This window comes from Pantoea sp. AS142 (genome assembly GCF_037152305.1).
In the GTDB taxonomy this organism is placed as follows: Bacteria; Pseudomonadota; Gammaproteobacteria; order Enterobacterales; family Enterobacteriaceae; genus Pantoea.
Genome location: NZ_JBBCMO010000007.1, coordinates 134,115 through 149,456 on the forward strand (window position 1 = coordinate 134,115; position 15,342 = coordinate 149,456).

General features: G+C 53.3%; 14 protein-coding genes. 7 read left to right on the forward strand and 7 right to left on the reverse strand.

Translation table 11 applies throughout. The features are described from left to right. Window positions 1-183: 183 nt before the first annotated feature. Window positions 184-1,458: a YeaH/YhbH family protein gene (locus WFO64_RS14295; RefSeq protein ID WP_337012736.1), complete on the reverse strand. Its 1,275-nt coding sequence runs from the start codon at window positions 1,456-1,458 to the stop codon at window positions 184-186. 89 nt (window positions 1,459-1,547) lie between these two features. Further along, window positions 1,548-3,482: a protein kinase YeaG gene (yeaG, locus tag WFO64_RS14300; protein WP_337012738.1), complete on the reverse strand. Its 1,935-nt coding sequence runs from the start codon at window positions 3,480-3,482 to the stop codon at window positions 1,548-1,550. A gap of 420 nt (window positions 3,483-3,902) precedes the next feature. Between yeaG and WFO64_RS14305 the strand changes: the two genes are divergently transcribed. Then, on the forward strand, window positions 3,903-4,652 hold the full coding sequence (locus tag WFO64_RS14305; protein ID WP_337012740.1) for a MipA/OmpV family protein: 750 nt from the start codon (window positions 3,903-3,905) through the stop codon (window positions 4,650-4,652). Between the two features lie 72 nt (window positions 4,653-4,724). Then, a complete protein-coding gene (locus tag WFO64_RS14310) occupies window positions 4,725-5,576 on the forward strand; it encodes an aldo/keto reductase (RefSeq protein ID WP_337012742.1) in 852 nt (283 codons plus the stop codon). On the opposite strand, the gene WFO64_RS14315 is transcribed toward WFO64_RS14310, so the two are convergent. Next, window positions 5,573-6,472, reverse strand: coding sequence for a D-hexose-6-phosphate mutarotase (locus WFO64_RS14315; RefSeq protein ID WP_337012744.1), 900 nt, complete (start codon window positions 6,470-6,472; stop codon window positions 5,573-5,575). The genes WFO64_RS14310 and WFO64_RS14315 overlap by 4 nt on opposite strands. Before the next feature lie 73 nt (window positions 6,473-6,545). Continuing rightward, on the reverse strand, window positions 6,546-7,544 hold the full coding sequence (gene gapA / locus WFO64_RS14320) for a glyceraldehyde-3-phosphate dehydrogenase (protein ID WP_003852747.1): 999 nt from the start codon (window positions 7,542-7,544) through the stop codon (window positions 6,546-6,548). A gap of 341 nt (window positions 7,545-7,885) precedes the next feature. Between gapA and msrB the strand changes: the two genes are divergently transcribed. After that, entirely contained in the window at window positions 7,886-8,296 is a 411-nt protein-coding gene (gene msrB / locus WFO64_RS14325; protein ID WP_337012746.1) for a peptide-methionine (R)-S-oxide reductase MsrB, read from the forward strand. Between the two features lie 5 nt (window positions 8,297-8,301). After that, a complete protein-coding gene (locus WFO64_RS14330; RefSeq protein ID WP_337012748.1) occupies window positions 8,302-8,583 on the forward strand; it encodes a YeaC family protein in 282 nt (93 codons plus the stop codon). A 28-nt stretch (window positions 8,584-8,611) separates the two neighbouring features. On the opposite strand, the gene pncA is transcribed toward WFO64_RS14330, so the two are convergent. The 3 genes from pncA to sppA form a co-directional block, all read right to left on the reverse strand. Further along, window positions 8,612-9,220 carry a bifunctional nicotinamidase/pyrazinamidase gene (pncA, locus tag WFO64_RS14335; RefSeq protein ID WP_337012750.1) on the reverse strand — a complete coding sequence of 203 codons (609 nt, stop codon included), beginning with the start codon at window positions 9,218-9,220 and terminating at the stop codon, window positions 8,612-8,614. Between the two features lie 16 nt (window positions 9,221-9,236). Then, complete coding sequence (ansA, locus tag WFO64_RS14340; protein WP_337012752.1) at window positions 9,237-10,250, reverse strand: asparaginase; 1,014 nt, start codon at window positions 10,248-10,250, stop codon at window positions 9,237-9,239. A gap of 85 nt (window positions 10,251-10,335) precedes the next feature. Continuing rightward, window positions 10,336-12,198, reverse strand: coding sequence for a signal peptide peptidase SppA (sppA, locus tag WFO64_RS14345; protein ID WP_337012754.1), 1,863 nt, complete (start codon window positions 12,196-12,198; stop codon window positions 10,336-10,338). A 171-nt stretch (window positions 12,199-12,369) separates the two neighbouring features. On the opposite strand from sppA, the gene WFO64_RS14350 reads away from it, so the two are divergent. The 3 genes from WFO64_RS14350 to WFO64_RS14360 all read left to right on the forward strand — a co-directional run bounded on the left by WFO64_RS14350 (window position 12,370) and on the right by WFO64_RS14360 (window position 15,341). Beyond that, complete coding sequence (locus tag WFO64_RS14350; protein ID WP_337012756.1) at window positions 12,370-12,921, forward strand: NAD(P)H nitroreductase; 552 nt, start codon at window positions 12,370-12,372, stop codon at window positions 12,919-12,921. 195 nt (window positions 12,922-13,116) lie between these two features. Beyond that, entirely contained in the window at window positions 13,117-15,033 is a 1,917-nt protein-coding gene (locus WFO64_RS14355; RefSeq protein WP_337012758.1) for a DNA topoisomerase III, read from the forward strand. Beyond that, the gene (locus tag WFO64_RS14360; protein ID WP_337012760.1) at window positions 15,030-15,341 is read left to right on the forward strand and encodes a DUF1496 domain-containing protein; all 312 of its coding nucleotides are present in this window, start codon (window positions 15,030-15,032) and stop codon (window positions 15,339-15,341) included. Before WFO64_RS14355 ends, WFO64_RS14360 begins: the two co-directional genes overlap by 4 nt. The last annotated feature ends 1 nt before the right edge of the window (window position 15,342 follow it).

Genomic DNA, 15,342 nt, shown 5'->3' on the forward strand with positions numbered 1-15,342 from the left:
CCGGCAGAAACTGCTGAGAATCTGAAAGCGATAAAAGCGAACGCCTGTAGCAATGCGTTGCGGGCCACTAATGGCCCGCAATAAGACGACTGAAGGGGCGTTTTTGCGGCATTGAACCGGGTGGACGTTCCCTTCGCTCACCCTTTAAAGCAACATCAGCCGGTGTTGAACCGGCTGGGTAGGTCAGGCTTCCGTTGCCTGTTTATGGAACAGCGATCGGAATACCGGGTAGATATCTTCCGGTTCGCGAATATGTTCAATGGCAAAGTTATCGAACATCGCCTGCAGATGCTCATATTCGCGCCACAGCGTCTGATGCGCACGGCGGGTGATCTCGATATAACTGTAATAACGCACCACTGGCAGAATATGCTTCGCCAGAATTTCATGACAGAGCGGTGAATCGTCGGCCCAGTTATCGCCATCTGACGCCTGTGCTGCATAGATATTCCACTGCGCCGGGTCATAGCGCTCTTTCACCACCTCATCCATGAGTTTCAATGCACTGGAGACAATGGTGCCGCCGGTCTCCTGGGAGTAGAAGAACTCCTGCTCATCCACCTCTTTGGCCTGAGTATGATGCCGGATGTAGACGACATCGACATTTTTGTAAGTGCGACTCAGAAACAGGTAGAGCAGGATATAGAAGCGTTTCGCCATATCCTTGGTGGCCTGATCCATTGAGCCAGAAACATCCATCAGACAGAACATCACCGCCTGGCTGGAAGGCTCAGGGCGTTTCTCAAAGTTTTTGTAGCGCAGGTCGAAGGTATCGATAAAAGGCACCCGTTCGATGCGTGCTCGCAACTCGGCGATCTCTTTACGCAGCTTTTCCTCCTCCAGCAGCTGAGCCGGTTCAGCGTTTTGTACCTGTAGCAGTGTCGCTTCCAGTTCGTGCAGCATCCTGCGTTTTCCCGCCGTCATCGCTGTGCGACGCGCCAGCGAGTTCTGCAGCGAACGCACCACGCTGATATTGGCAGGCACGCCATTGGACGTGAAACCCGCACGATGAGTTTTATACTCATTCAGCTGACGATGCTGGTTCCGGCGCAGGTTAGGCAGGGCGAGATCTTCAAACAGCAGGTCAAGATACTCATCTTTCGATATCTGAAAGACAAATTCATCCTGACCTTCACCATCCTGGCTGGCTTCGCCCTGACCACTGCCGCCACCACCACCGGCCTGCGGGCGCTCGACTCGATCATTCTGAACAAAATGGTCATTACCCGGATGAACCCGATGGCGATTTCCGCCGCGTCCCTGATGGAAAATCGGCTCATTGATGTCGTCAATCGGTATAGAGACAGACTCACCGCTGCTTACGTCGGTCACCGAGCGTTTATTGATGGCCTCGGAGATCGACTGCTTAATTTGCGACTTATAACGGCGCAAGAAGCGCTGGCGGTTTACCGCGCTCTTGTTTTTGCCGTTGAGTCGGCGATCGATGAAATAGGCCATGGTATTCCCCCAAACTACATTGTAAGCAGGCCGGGCGAACCCGACCTTGTCAGACCGGTATCACTTACCGGCAAGCTTACAGACTCTTATCAGGACGATTTGCGCACACGCAGATACCATTCGCATAGCAGGCGAACCTGTTTGCGGGTATAGCCTTTTTCCATCATGCGATCGACAAAATCATCATGTTTCTTCTGCTCATCGGTAGAGGTCTTGGTGTTAAACGAGATTACCGGCAGTAATTCTTCCGTGTTCGAGAACATTTTCTTCTCGATCACGGTGCGTAATTTCTCATAACTGGTCCAGTTCGGATTGCGACCGTTATTGTGTGCCCTGGCACGCAGCACGAAGTTGACGATCTCGTTACGGAAATCTTTCGGGTTGCTGATGCCAGCGGGCTTCTCAATTTTCTCCAGTTCCGCGTTGAGCGATTCACGATCAAATAGCTGTCCGGTGTCGGGATCGCGATACTCCTGATCCTGAATCCAGAAGTCGGCATAGGTCACATAGCGGTCAAAGATGTTCTGACCATATTCAGAATAAGATTCCAGATAGGCGGTCTGAATCTCTTTGCCGATAAATTCAGCATATTTAGGAATCAGATAGCCTTTAAGATGCTCAAGGTATCTTTCTGCCTGATCCTGTGGGAACTGTTCGCGTTCAATCTGCTGCTCCAGCACATAGAAGAGGTGTACCGGGTTCGCCGCCACTTCGGCGTGATCAAAGTTAAACACCCGCGACAGAATCTTAAATGCAAAGCGGGTCGACAGGCCGTTCATCCCTTCATCTACACCGGCGTAGTCGTGATATTCCTGCCACGATTTGGCTTTAGGATCGGTGTCTTTCAGACTTTCACCGTCATAGACCCGCATTTTGGAATAGATGCTGGAATTCTCGGGCGCTTTTAGTCGTGACAGGATAGAGAAACGAGCCAGCGTTTCCAGCGTGCCAGGTGCGCAGGGCGAAGTCGCCAGCTCACTGTGATTAAGCAATTTGTCGTAGATCTTAATCTCTTCAGACACCCGCAGGCAGTAAGGCACCTTGACGATGTAAACGCGGTCAAGGAACGCCTCATTATTCTTGTTGTTGCGGAATGTCACCCACTCTGATTCATTGGAGTGCGCCAGAATAATGCCGTTAAACGGCAGCGCCGAAATCCCCTCAGTGCCGTTATAGTTCCCTTCCTGAGTCGCCGTCAGTAACGGGTGCAGAACCTTGATCGGCGCTTTAAACATCTCAACGAATTCCATGATGCCCTGATTCGCCCGGCAGAGTGCGCCGGAATACCCGTAAGCATCAGGATCATTCTGGGCGTGATTTTCCAATTTTCGGATATCGACTTTACCGACTAGCGCAGAGATATCCTGATTGTTTTCATCACCCGGTTCTGTTTTGGCAATCGCCAGTTGCTCCAGAATGGACGGCCAGACCTTCACGACTTTGAAACGTGAAATATCGCCACCAAAGTCATGCAGTCTTTTAGCGGCCCACGGCGACATAATCGTGCCAAGATAACGGCGCGGTACGCCATACTCTTTTTCAAGAATGTGAGCATCCTCCTGCGGATTAAACAGGCAAAGAGGGTGATCGTTAACCGGGCTGCGTTCACCGTCTGCGCTCAGCACATAGATCGGCACTCGCTGCATCAGCGACTTAAGGCGTTCCGCCAGTGATGATTTACCGCCACCCACCGGGCCCAGCAAATAGAGGATCTGTTTCTTCTCTTCCAGTCCCTGAGCGGCATGTTTGAGGTAGGATACGATCTGTTCAATCGCTTCCTCCATGCCGTAAAACTCCTCGAACGCCGGATAGCGTCCCATCACACGGTTGGAGAATATTCTGGAAAGGCGTGGCTCCTGAGCAGTGTCAACCATTACCGGCTCTCCGATAGCCATTAACAGTCGCTCTGCAGCGTTGGCGTATGCACTGCGATCCTGCTTACAGATGGCAAGAAATTCCTGCAATGTGAACTCTTCGTCCTTGGCAGCTTCATAACGCTGACGATAGTGATCGAATATATTCATAGCGATGCCCGTCCTTTCGTTTTTAGCACAGGTAAGGAGCGTAATTAGAGGTTTATAGCAGCTCCCGGAAGATATTCTCTGTTGAGTACAGCAACCCTTATGCCAACCTGATCTTTTTTATCGGGATACACAACTTTTGTGGTTACTCTGCTCGTACAATTTATCTGCTGTTACATCTAACTGTAGATGGCTTCTAGGAAATTTCCTCCACGGGTTTGGGTGAATGAGGGGAAGACCAGTAGCGATTTCGGTTTGTTGAGAGATGAGTTCGTATGGATGATGCTTTAACTTAACGTGTTTTTAACCTTTGATGCCACCTTCTTCGGTGAGTCACTTAAAGGATTTCGATATAAGTTAATTCAGCTGTAAAAAAACGTTAAACTTCCTGTTTGATTGTTATATTTATGGAATGAATAAATTGTGAACCAATTCAAATTTAAGACGCTTGCTGTACTTCTGCCCTGTTATTTACTGGCTACACACGCGAATGCCGCACCGCTTTCCATTGGCGCGTCGGTCATCTACGCAGAGTCACCTTATCGAGGCGGTCAGGACCGTTATCTTCCGGTTCCGGTTATCAATTATGAGGGTGAAAACTTCTGGTTCCGCAGCCTGCAGGGCGGCTACTACCTGTGGAAAGATCCCCAGAATCAGCTGTCGCTGACGCTGCTGGGTTCACCGCAGGAATATAAACCCAGCGACAACGATCTGGGCGACATGAAAGGGCTGGATAAACGGCGCATGACGCTGATGGGGGGCGCAACCTATCGTCACACCGCTGATTGGGGGATTGTCCGTACCTCATTACTGGGAGATGTGCTCAATAAAAGTAACGGGATGATCTGGGACCTGACTTACCTCTATCGCTTCCAGATGGGTGACTTGAGTCTGACACCGGGCATCGGAGCTACGTGGAACAGTGCCAATCAAAACCGTTATTACTACGGTGTGTCCGGGCATGAAAGCGCCCGAACCGGTATCAGCCGTTATAATCCGGATGACACTTGGTCACCTTATGTTGAACTGAGTGCCAGCTATCAGATTTCGCCGCAGTGGAATGCCAGCGTCATGGGACGTTACACCCGCTTCGACAGCGAAATAAAAGACAGCCCGATGATTGATAAAAGCGGGCAAGCGTTAATCTGGACGGGTGTCAGCTATACCTTCTGATGGCGCACCAAAAGAGGGCGTTTAGTGCCCTCTGTTCTTTTTCAGGGCCTCGGAATGGGGCGGGAGAGCAGAATGCATAACACGATTAACTTTGCTGGATACAGCGATCTACCTGTCATCGGTCAGGGCACCTGGTATATGGGCGAAAACCCGGCGCAGCGTGCTGAGGAAGTCGCTGCATTACAGGCGGGTCTTGAGTGTGGATTGCAGCTTATCGATACCGCCGAAATGTATGCGGATGGCGGAGCAGAAGAGGTTGTCGGGCAGGCACTGCTGGGCCGTCGCGATCGGGCGCTGTTGGTCTCCAAAGTCTATCCATGGAATGCGGGTGAACGGGATGCCATTGCAGCCTGTGAGCACAGCCTGCGCCGTCTGCAAACCGATTATCTCGATCTCTACCTGTTACACTGGCGCGGCGATGTTCCGCTGGAAGAGACACTCCGTGCAATGGAACGCCTGCAGCAGCAGGGCAAAATTCGTTACTGGGGCGTCTCAAATTTTGACACAGACGATATGGCTGAACTGTGGGATGAGCCGGAAGGAAATCAGTGCGCGACTAATCAGGTGCTCTACCATCTGGCGTCACGCGGCATTGAATTCGATCTGCTGCCAACGTGTCAGCAGCGTGGGGTGCCGGTTATGGCCTACTGTCCGCTAGCACAGGCTGGACGATTACGTGACTCGCTCTTCACCGATTCGCGGCTAACTCAGATTGCACAGCAGAAGGGCATCAGCGTGGCACAATTACTGCTGGCATGGGTGATTCGTCAGTCAGGTGTGATTGCCATTCCTAAAGCCAGTTCTGTGGTGCACGTACAGGAAAATGCTGCTGCGCTGGAAGTGGTATTAACCGATGAAGAACTTAAGCTCATCGATCGGGCCTGGCCAGCACCACAGCATAAGTTGCCGCTGGATATCGTTTAGCCGTTCACTTTGTCGCTGGCTGCGGCTTTCTTTTTAAGGCGGAAGGTCGTGGCCAGGCGTGATGGCTTTTCACCCGCGCTGCGTAACGGTTTGTTGATGCGTGCCGTCTCTACGCAGACCATCGTCTTATAACCTTCATTCGCCATATCCGACATACTGCAGGAGAGTTCCACGCCAGGATTCCACGTGACAACGTCACTGTGATGGTGGTGGTAAACCTCGATCTGCCGCTCACCCGCTGTATCATTAATCACCGAACAATCTTCCGCCGCGGTAAAGACACGGTCGATTCTTCCAGGGTAACGCTGTTTACCGTCGCTGCTGCCGACCTCGCCGTTATTCACTTTATCGATATAGCTGTTACCCAGACCTGAGACCTCGACACCATTGATATCGCTGATGGTGAAGTAGCTGTGCAGGGCTGAAGTGGCTTCAAAGTCACCATAGGCTTCCAGCTCAATCTCACAATGCTGACTCAGACGGAAGCGGGCGATAAGGGTGAACTCGTGGGGCCACAGTTTCAGTGTCTGTACGTTGCTCTTAAGGACCAGCGTCAGCATCACGCCATCTTCATTCTCATCATGCGCAGTCAGCGTCCATGGCTGAACCCGGGCAAAACCGTGTGCCGGTTCGCCAGCCGGGCCAAACCACGGCCAGCAGATTGGGACGCCGCCACGAATCGCCTTGCCTGATGAGAAGAGACTTTTATCACTCAGCCAGAGCACTGGCTTTTCGCCGCTGGGTTGCCAGGCGATCAGATGCGCGCCCTGCAGCGTGACTGCGGCCCGTACTTTTGGGTGACTGACGACAATCGTCGGGAGCTCACCCACCTGCCGCTGAGAAAGGTAAGGGGAGATCTGGGTCACCACCGGCAGAGAAAACAGTTTATCTTGCATGTTCTATTCCTTCCTGTGCGGATCAAAAAAGGGCGACCGAAGTCGCCCTTATTCTTAATGATGTCTGGCTGCCTTATTTAGCAGAAACCAGTGCAATCAGGTCGAGAACTTTGTTTGAGTAGCCAGTTTCGTTGTCGTACCAGGAAACCAGTTTCACAAAGTTGTCGTTCAGCGCGATACCGGCTTTAGCGTCAAACACTGAAGTCAGGATTTCGCCGTTGAAGTCGGTAGAAACCACGTCATCTTCAACATAGCCCAGCACGTCTTTCATCTCACCTTCTGCAGCCGCTTTGATTGCAGCACAGATTTCTTTGTAAGAAGCCGCTTTTTCCAGACGCACGGTCAGGTCAACAACGGAAACGTTAGGAGTAGGTACGCGGAATGCCATACCAGTCAGTTTGCCGTTCAGTTCTGGCAGAACTTTACCAACGGCTTTAGCTGCGCCAGTTGATGAAGGAATGATGTTCTGCGATGCACCGCGGCCGCCACGCCAGTCTTTGTGAGACGGGCCATCAACGGTTTTCTGGGTTGCAGTAGTAGCGTGAACAGTGGTCATCAGACCTTCAACGATACCGAACTTGTCGTTGATTACTTTTGCCAGCGGTGCCAGGCAGTTGGTGGTACAGGAAGCGTTAGAAACGATATCCTGGCCATCATATTTGTCGAAGTTTGCACCACGAACAAACATTGGGGTGTCATCTTTAGATGGACCGGTCAGAACGACTTTCTTAGCACCTGCGGTGATGTGTTTACGCGCGGTTTCGTCGGTCAGGAAGATACCGGTTGCTTCAGCAACAACGTCAACGCCCACTTCATCCCACTTCAGGTTCGCCGGATCACGTTCAGCGGTAACACGGATTTTTTTACCGTTAACCACCAGTGCGCCATCCTGAACTTCTACGGTGCCGTCGAAACGACCGTGAGTAGAGTCATACTTCAGCATGTACGCCATGTAATCCGCGTCCAGCAGGTCGTTGATAGCAACGATTTCGATGTCAGAACGCTTTTGAGCAGCACGGAAAACGATGCGACCGATACGGCCGAAACCATTGATACCTACTTTGATAGTCATATATTCCACCAGCTATTGGTTAGTGAATAAAAGGTTGCCTGTAAAATTACAAAAACCTTACCAGGCGTCAAGCGGAATCGTGTCAATTGTTGCGACAAATCAATTCGCCTGAGAGGAATTATTCAGTGCGCAACCGCTTGCGCGCCGCCAATGATATCGCGCTTCGTTGAATCAATCGCCGAATATATAGGGATGCACAGGACAAAAGGTGATCGAAGTCACAAATCCGCTTAGCGGCGGGCGGGCTGAACAGGTGAGCACAAAAAAAGACCCGGGTTATGTTGATCATTTGTTAGAATAATAGTCGAATTTTTCAGAATGGCACTTCCCGGAATCCTAAAATGGCTAAAGACACCGCAACCGAAGCAAAAATTGCGCAGCTGACTGAAATGCAGCGCTACGTCACTCAGCATCGCGGAACGGAACCGCCTTACAGCGGCGCGTTGCTGCATAACAAGCAGGAAGGGATCTACCACTGCCTGGTCTGTGAGGCGCCACTTTTTCTCTCAGAGACCAAATATGATTCAGGCTGTGGCTGGCCCAGTTTCTACCAGCCGGTGAGTGATGATGCGATTCGCTACATCGAGGACGATTCACACGGTATGCAGCGTGTTGAGATCCGCTGTGGCAGCTGCGATGCGCATCTGGGGCATGTTTTCCCGGATGGCCCGCAACCCACCGGCGAACGCTATTGTGTTAACTCCGCCTCACTGAATTTTACCGACGAGCAGGGTGAACAGACCAAAGGGTAAGGGCGATGAAGGAACAACTTGAAGCAATGCTTGCGTCAATGACGCCTGAAGTCTACCAGCGTCTGGCAACAGCCGTTGAGATTGGTAAATGGCCGGATGGCGTGGCATTGACCCAGGAACAGCGTGAGAACTGCCTGCAACTGGTGATGATGTGGCAGGCGAGACACAACGATGACCCCCAGCATATGACTATCGGCAAAGGTGGTGAGATGGTGATGAAGTCGAAAAAAGAGCTGAAAGAAGAGTTCGGCATCGACCCTGATGTGACGCGCATCCATCTGCATTAAAAAGCTGGCGTAATGCCAGCTCCATTTTTTAAATCAGAATTGCGCCCTGGGCGGTCATCTGAGCAAAGGCGATGTCACTGTCCTCAGGATTCAGATTGACGCCGCGGCAGCCCTCTTTAACCACCTCAACGTGATACCCCAGTTCGAGTGCATCCAGCACGCTATATTTTACGCAGTAATCCGTGGCCAGCCCGAGCATCACCAGATGGGTGATCCCCCGCTCACGCAGCCAGCTGTCCAGCTCGGTTTTACGGCGGTGGCCATTATCAAAAAAGGCGCTGTAGCTGTCGACATCCTGATCCTGACCTTTATGGAAAGTCGCATCAAACAGTGAGCGATCCAGACCTGGATGGAAGTCAGCGCCAGCCGAGCCCTGAATGCCGTGATCGGGCCACCAGATCTGGGCCAGACCATTTAACTCGCCAGGCGTGTAGACTGGCTCGCCGGAAACCGAGGCAAAGCTGCCGTGATTAGCAGGATGCCAGTCCTGCAAGGCCAGGACGCATTCTCCGTTTTCATGGAACATACGCGCATAACGATTTGCCACCTCGACTGTGTGGTCGCCCTCATGGACTGCCATCGGGCCGCCGGGACAAAAATCGTTCTGAATATCAATAATGATGAGTGCCCGCTTCATTACATGTCGCTCCGTTTCAGTCTTCAGTCAGTTCGCCGCGTAAATTCTGCTGCATTCTGGCGCGGATTTGATCGGCCGACAGATCCTGGCTGAGTAAAAAGTGTAGCTTGGTCAGCGCAGCTTCTACAGTCAGGTCAAATCCGCTGATTACGCCAGCATGTTCCAGCGCATTGCCGGTAGCGTATCCACCCATATTAACCTTGCCTGAAATACACTGGGTAAGGTTCACCACCACGATGCCACGTTCACTGGCCTGCTGGAGCTCTGCCAAAAATTCTTTGTTCTGCGGGGCATTACCCACACCATAAGAACGCAGGATCAGTGCCTTCACTGGCTGTCTCAGGAAGTTACGCACCACGTCGGCTGAAATCCCCGGATAGATGGTGACCACACCAATTGGCTGAGGCGTAATAGTGTGGACCTTCAGTTCGCCCTGACCGGACGGGGCAGGCGGCGTATTGAGGCGGCGAATATGAATGCCCGCTTCCAGCAGTGCAGAGAGGTTAGGCGAAGCAAAGGCGTTAAAGCCATCTGCATGGGCTTTGGTGGTGCGGTTACCGCGATAGAGCGTGTTATTGAAAAACAGCGACACTTCGCTGATCGGGTAGTTGGCCGCCACATAAAGTGAATTTAACAGGTTTTGCTGACCGTCTGAGCGCAGCTCCGCTAACGGTATCTGCGAGCCAGTGACGATGACCGGTTTGGCCAGGTTTTCCAGCATAAAAGAGAGCGCTGAGGCGGTAAACGCCATGGTGTCAGTGCCATGAAGAATCACAAAACCATCGTAGCGATCGTAGTTTTGGCGGATATCTTCGGCAATAGACTGCCAGTCTTCCGGGGTCATGTCGGAAGAGTCGATCAGCGGCTGATATTCATGAATGGTGAAATCAGGCATCTCGGGGCGATGGAACTCCGGCATGTTTGCCAGTTGCTGCTGCAGGTGTCCGGAAACCGGAATATAACCCTGCGCCGAGCGCTGCATACCGATTGTCCCGCCAGTATAGGCTACGTAGATGTTTTTCTTTTGCATTAGAGAACTCAGACTCGCCATAAAACGCGCAGTATAAGGGGAATAGCGGGGAAAAGCAGCCCGACCTGCGGCCAGGCTGCGAGGTTTATCGCACTTCGCCGCAGTTCAGGCAGAAGGCGTAACGGTTTTGAGGATCGTTCAGCCGGTCGATCAGACCCGGCTGGGCTTTCATAGCACTCATCACATCCAGCATCGGTGCCGGCAGCCAGGCTTTCAGTGTATCCGGCAGTATCGCCTGCACAGATGCATTCATCTGACTTAGCATCATATCCAGGAAACTCGGGTCATCCTGATACCAGCTTAGCTGTGGTTTACTGACTTTCGCTAGCTCGCCTGCCTTCTTCACGGCATCATCGAAGTCTCCGAGAGCATCAACCAGGCCATTGGCTTTGGCATCGCTGCCGGTCCATACATGGCCCTGCGCAATGGCATCAATCTGCTCGGGCGTTTTGTGACGCGACTTCGCCACCAGGCCGACAAAGTTGCGGTAGCCATTTTCGATGGTCAGCTGCATCAGCTGCTGAACTTCTGTTGGCAGCGCTTTGGTGGTTGAGATATCCGCCAGCGGGGAGGTCGCGACACCGTCGGTATGTACGCCAATGCTGTCCAGGCTATTTTCCAGCGTATTAATCACGCCGAAAATACCAATGGAGCCGGTCAGCGTGCTGGGGTTAGCAACAATGTAACTGGCAGGTGTTGAGATCCAGTAACCGCCGGAAGCCGCCATGCCGCCCATTGAGACCACAATCGGTTTACCGGCCGTCTGGGCAGCAGCCAGTTCTTCACGAATCGCTTCAGAGGCGGTGACACTGCCGCCCGGGCTGTTCACCCGCAGAATAATCGCTTTGATTTTCGGGTCGAGACGCGCATCGCGGATCTGTGCAGCCGTAGTGTCGCCACCAACGTTGCCCGGCGTCTCTTCACCATCCATGATGGCACCGCTGGCCATAACTACCGCGATGTTGCCATCCTGCTGCGTGGAGGTGGTTTTCACGCTGTAGTCATAGATGCTGACGCTACGGTAATCGTTGCTCTGCTTATCCAGACCAAAGGTTTTGACCAGCTCCTGATCGGCTGCCGCTCGCGAACCCAGGGCATCGACCAGCTTGTTATCCAGTGCATATTGCGCGGTATCGCCTTTAACGGCATTTAATCCGGCAATAATCGCAGCCGCGCCCGGGAAAAGTTGCTCTGGTGTAATCTGGCGATTCGCCGCCACGGTGTTCAGGTAGTTCTGCCACAGCTGACCGACCCAGCGGCTGTCAGCATCCCGTGCGGCAGGTGACATGTCGTCACGCAGGAACGGCTCGACCGCCGATTTATAGGTTCCGACACGGAACACGTGTGAAGTGACTTTCAACTTCTCCAGCAGGGTTTTGTAATAAAGCCCGTTGGTGGCGAAACCATGCAGATCCACCGTGCCCTGCGGCGACAGATAGATTTTAGTGGCGTAGCTGGCAAGGTAATATTGCGCCTGGCTGTAGCTGTCGCCGAGTGCATAAATCGGCTTGCCGCTGTCACGGAATTCGCGCAGCGCTTTACCCACATATTGCAGAGAAGGCTGATCGCCACCGGCAAATTCGCGTAAATCAAGCACTATGCCTTTGATGTTGCTATCGCCTTTTGCCTGGCGAATCGCGTCGACCACATCAAACAGCGAATTTTCCTGTAAGCGGTCACTGCTTGCACCCAGCAGCTGGCGGCCAATTTTATTCAGACGATTGCTCACTGACGGTTTATCCACCAGTACGCCGCTGAGATCGACTTTCAATGCGCCTTGCTGGAGCGGCGCTGAACTGCCGCCCGATCCGCTGACCTGCAGCCAAATCCCTACACCCACCACAATCAACAAAATCAGGAAGATATTCAGAATAAATTCCCTGATAAAATTCAATACCCGCCAGATCCAGCGGAACAGACCGGCAATTATTCGCCACAATGTGCGCATCAGACTCTCCATATTATGTAGCAGGAAGTGGCCGCCGCGCGGACCAGACTTCCCCGACGAGCTCATCCTAAAGAGCGGCGTGTTAAAAGTCAGCAGGAAATCACTGCGCACTGTTACAAAAAATCTGCCTGTGCCAGGATAACGGCACATTACAGAGATCGGGAGAGAAACATGGACGCACTGGAGTTACTGGTCAACCGACGTTCGGCCTCACGCCTGACTGAGCCGGCACCAGCAGGTGACGCACTGGAAAATATCCTGCGGGCTGGCATGCGCGCCCCGGATCACGGCACGCTGCAGCCCTGGCGCTTTATCATTGTGGAAAATGAAGGACGTGACCGGCTGAGCCAGCTGCTGGAGCAGTCAGCACGCGATAAACAGCTGGACGAAAAGGCGATAAACAAAGCGAGTCAGTCACCGTTTCGCGCACCGATGATCATTACGGTGGTGGCACATTGTGAAGAGCACCACAAAGTGCCGCGTTGGGAACAGATCGCCTCGGCCAGTTGCGCGGTGATGGCGATGCAGATGGCGGCCATGGCTCAGGGTTACAATGGTATCTGGCGCAGCGGCCCCTGGACCGATGACGAGCGGGTACGTCAGGGGTTTGGCTGCCGCGAGCAGGATGCCATCGTCGGCTTTCTCTATCTGGGCACCCCGCAACTGAAATCCAGCACTACGGTGCTCCCGCCTGACACGGCGCCTTTCGTCCGTTACTTCTGATCACGATGCATTTTAGGTTCCGGCAGAGTGCATTTCAGCCCTGCCTCTGCACGGTTCCTGTGCGAACGATCGCTAACGTCGCGCGTTACGCTTACGCCCGAAGCCTTGCCAGGCTAACATAGCTCCAGGATTCATACCGACAGCGAACCACCAGTTATCACTGCGTTCCCCTGATGTTAAGGATTACCTGATTCAATGCGTTTGTTTATTGCGGAAAAACCGAGCCTTGGGCGTGCTATCGCAGATGTGCTGCCGAAACCGCATCGACGCGGTGATGGATTCATTGCCTGCGGCAACGATCAAATTGTCACCTGGTGCGTAGGACATCTTCTGGAGCAGGCGCAACCCGACAGTTATGACAGCCGCTACGCGCGCTGGTCGCTGGCTGATCTGCCGATCATTCCGGAAAAATGGCAACTTAAACCCCGACCTTCGGTCGCTAAGCAGCTGAAAGTGGTTGAGGATTTACTGGCGAAGGCGAGTGAGGTAGTGCATGCCGGTGACCCGGATCGCGAAGGGCAGTTGCTGGTGGATGAAGTGCTTGATTACCTGAACCTGCCGGCTGAAAAACGCAGCAAAGTGCAGCGTTGTCTGATCAACGATCTCAACCCCCAGGCGGTAGACCGGGCAGTGAACCGCCTGCGTGAGAATCGCGAGTTTATACCGTTATGCGTCTCTGCGCTGGCCCGCGCCCGTGCAGACTGGCTCTACGGGATTAACATGACCCGCGCCTGGACCCTGTTGGGACGCAATGCAGGTTACGATGGCGTACTCTCGGTGGGTCGGGTGCAGACGCCAGTGCTGGGACTGGTGGTCCGGCGCGATGAAGAGATTGAGAACTTTCTGCCGAAAGATTACTTCGAAGTGAAAGCACATATCCTTACGCCTGATGGCGCCAGATTTATCGCCAGCTGGGTCCCCAGCGAAGCCTGTGAGCCGTGGCAGGATGAAGAGGGGCGTCTGCTCAAACGCGCGCTGGCCGATCATGTGGTGGCGCGTATCACCGGCCAGCCAGCGATCGTCACCGCCTACAGTGACAAGCGCGAACATGAGGTGGCTCCGCTGCCATTCTCCTTGTCAAGCCTACAGATTGAGGCAGCTAAACGCTACGGACTGAGTGCGCAGACGGTACTGGATACCTGTCAGCGCCTCTATGAAACCCACAAACTGATTACGTATCCCCGTTCGGATAGTCGCTATCTGCCCGAAGAGCATTTTACCGGTCGTCATGCGGTATTAAAGGCGATACAGGCTCATCAGTCATTGCTAACCCCACCGGCAGATTTCGATGCCAATCGCAGGAATCGCTGTTGGGATGATAAAAAAGTCGATGCGCACCACGCCATTATCCCCACGGCCCGTGCCAGCGCGGTGAAGCTCAGTGAAAACGAGCAGCATATCTATGAACTGGTAGCGCGCCAGTATCTGATGCAGTTCTGCCCGGATGCGGTATTCCGTAAATGTGTCATCGATCTCGATATTGCGGGTGGAAAATTCGTGGCTAAAGCGCGCTTTTTGGCCGAGGCGGGTTGGCGCGCGCTGCTGGGCAACAAAGAGCGGGATGAAGAGAACGACGGCATGCCGCTGCCGGTGGTGGCGAAAGGGGATGAGCTGCTGTGTGAGCGTGGAGAGGTGCTGGCGAAGCAGACCCAGCCGCCACGCCCGTTTACCGATGCCACCATTCTTTCAGCTATGACCGGCATTGCCCGTTTTGTTCAGGATAAAGAATTAAAGAAAGTCCTGCGCGCGACCGATGGTTTAGGAACGGAAGCCACGCGTGCCGGTATTATCGAATTACTGTTTCGTCGTGGCTTCCTGGTGAAAAAGGGCCGCTATATCAATTCTACTGATGCCGGACGCGCCCTGATTCACTCTCTACCCGATCTGGCAGCACGCCCGGATATGACGGCGCAGTGGGAATCGACACTGACACGTATCAGCGAAAAGGCCTGCCGCTATGATGAGTTTATGCAACCGCTGGTGCAGACCTTAACCGGCCTCATCCAGCAGGCGCGACAGCAACCTGCAGCGCATGCATTTCGGGGATTACCGTCCACCGGACAGAAACGTCCGGTGCGCAAAACCAGGCGTAAAGTGAAGGAGACGGAATGAGGTGTTATTCAGTAGTACTGGTCGTGGCCCTGACGCTGGCGACCAGCGCGGCACAGGCCAACAGTCGTTATCAGTCGATGCCACAGCAGGGTAACAACGGTATGAATACCGATGTGGTGGTGGATATGCCGCCGGAAGCCTGGACGCAGGCCGAGAGACGTCAGCCAGACTGTCTCCGCTGCTGTATCTTCGAGAACCGAAACTACACGGAAGGCGCGGTGGTGAAGTCAGAGGGCGTGCTGCTGCAATGCACTCGTGATGAACATGCCATTGGCACCAACAACCTGATCTGGAAAATAGTGAAATAGC

What these genes read in the sequence shown, in the direction of transcription:
- WFO64_RS14295 (WP_337012736.1), bottom strand. Translation starts at nt 1,458, where the DNA reads ATGGCCTATTTCATCGATCGCCGACTCAACGGCAAAAACAAGAGCGCG.
- yeaG (WP_337012738.1), bottom strand. Translation starts at nt 3,482, where the DNA reads ATGAATATATTCGATCACTATCGTCAGCGTTATGAAGCTGCCAAGGAC.
- WFO64_RS14310 (WP_337012742.1), top strand. Translation starts at nt 4,725, where the DNA reads ATGCATAACACGATTAACTTTGCTGGATACAGCGATCTACCTGTCATC.
- WFO64_RS14315 (WP_337012744.1), bottom strand. Translation starts at nt 6,472, where the DNA reads ATGCAAGATAAACTGTTTTCTCTGCCGGTGGTGACCCAGATCTCCCCT.
- gapA (WP_003852747.1), bottom strand. Translation starts at nt 7,544, where the DNA reads ATGACTATCAAAGTAGGTATCAATGGTTTCGGCCGTATCGGTCGCATC.
- msrB (WP_337012746.1), top strand. Translation starts at nt 7,886, where the DNA reads ATGGCTAAAGACACCGCAACCGAAGCAAAAATTGCGCAGCTGACTGAA.
- WFO64_RS14330 (WP_337012748.1), top strand. Translation starts at nt 8,302, where the DNA reads ATGAAGGAACAACTTGAAGCAATGCTTGCGTCAATGACGCCTGAAGTC.
- pncA (WP_337012750.1), bottom strand. Translation starts at nt 9,220, where the DNA reads ATGAAGCGGGCACTCATCATTATTGATATTCAGAACGATTTTTGTCCC.
- ansA (WP_337012752.1), bottom strand. Translation starts at nt 10,250, where the DNA reads ATGCAAAAGAAAAACATCTACGTAGCCTATACTGGCGGGACAATCGGT.
- sppA (WP_337012754.1), bottom strand. Translation starts at nt 12,198, where the DNA reads ATGCGCACATTGTGGCGAATAATTGCCGGTCTGTTCCGCTGGATCTGG.
- WFO64_RS14350 (WP_337012756.1), top strand. Translation starts at nt 12,370, where the DNA reads ATGGACGCACTGGAGTTACTGGTCAACCGACGTTCGGCCTCACGCCTG.
- WFO64_RS14355 (WP_337012758.1), top strand. Translation starts at nt 13,117, where the DNA reads ATGCGTTTGTTTATTGCGGAAAAACCGAGCCTTGGGCGTGCTATCGCA.
- WFO64_RS14360 (WP_337012760.1), top strand. Translation starts at nt 15,030, where the DNA reads ATGAGGTGTTATTCAGTAGTACTGGTCGTGGCCCTGACGCTGGCGACC.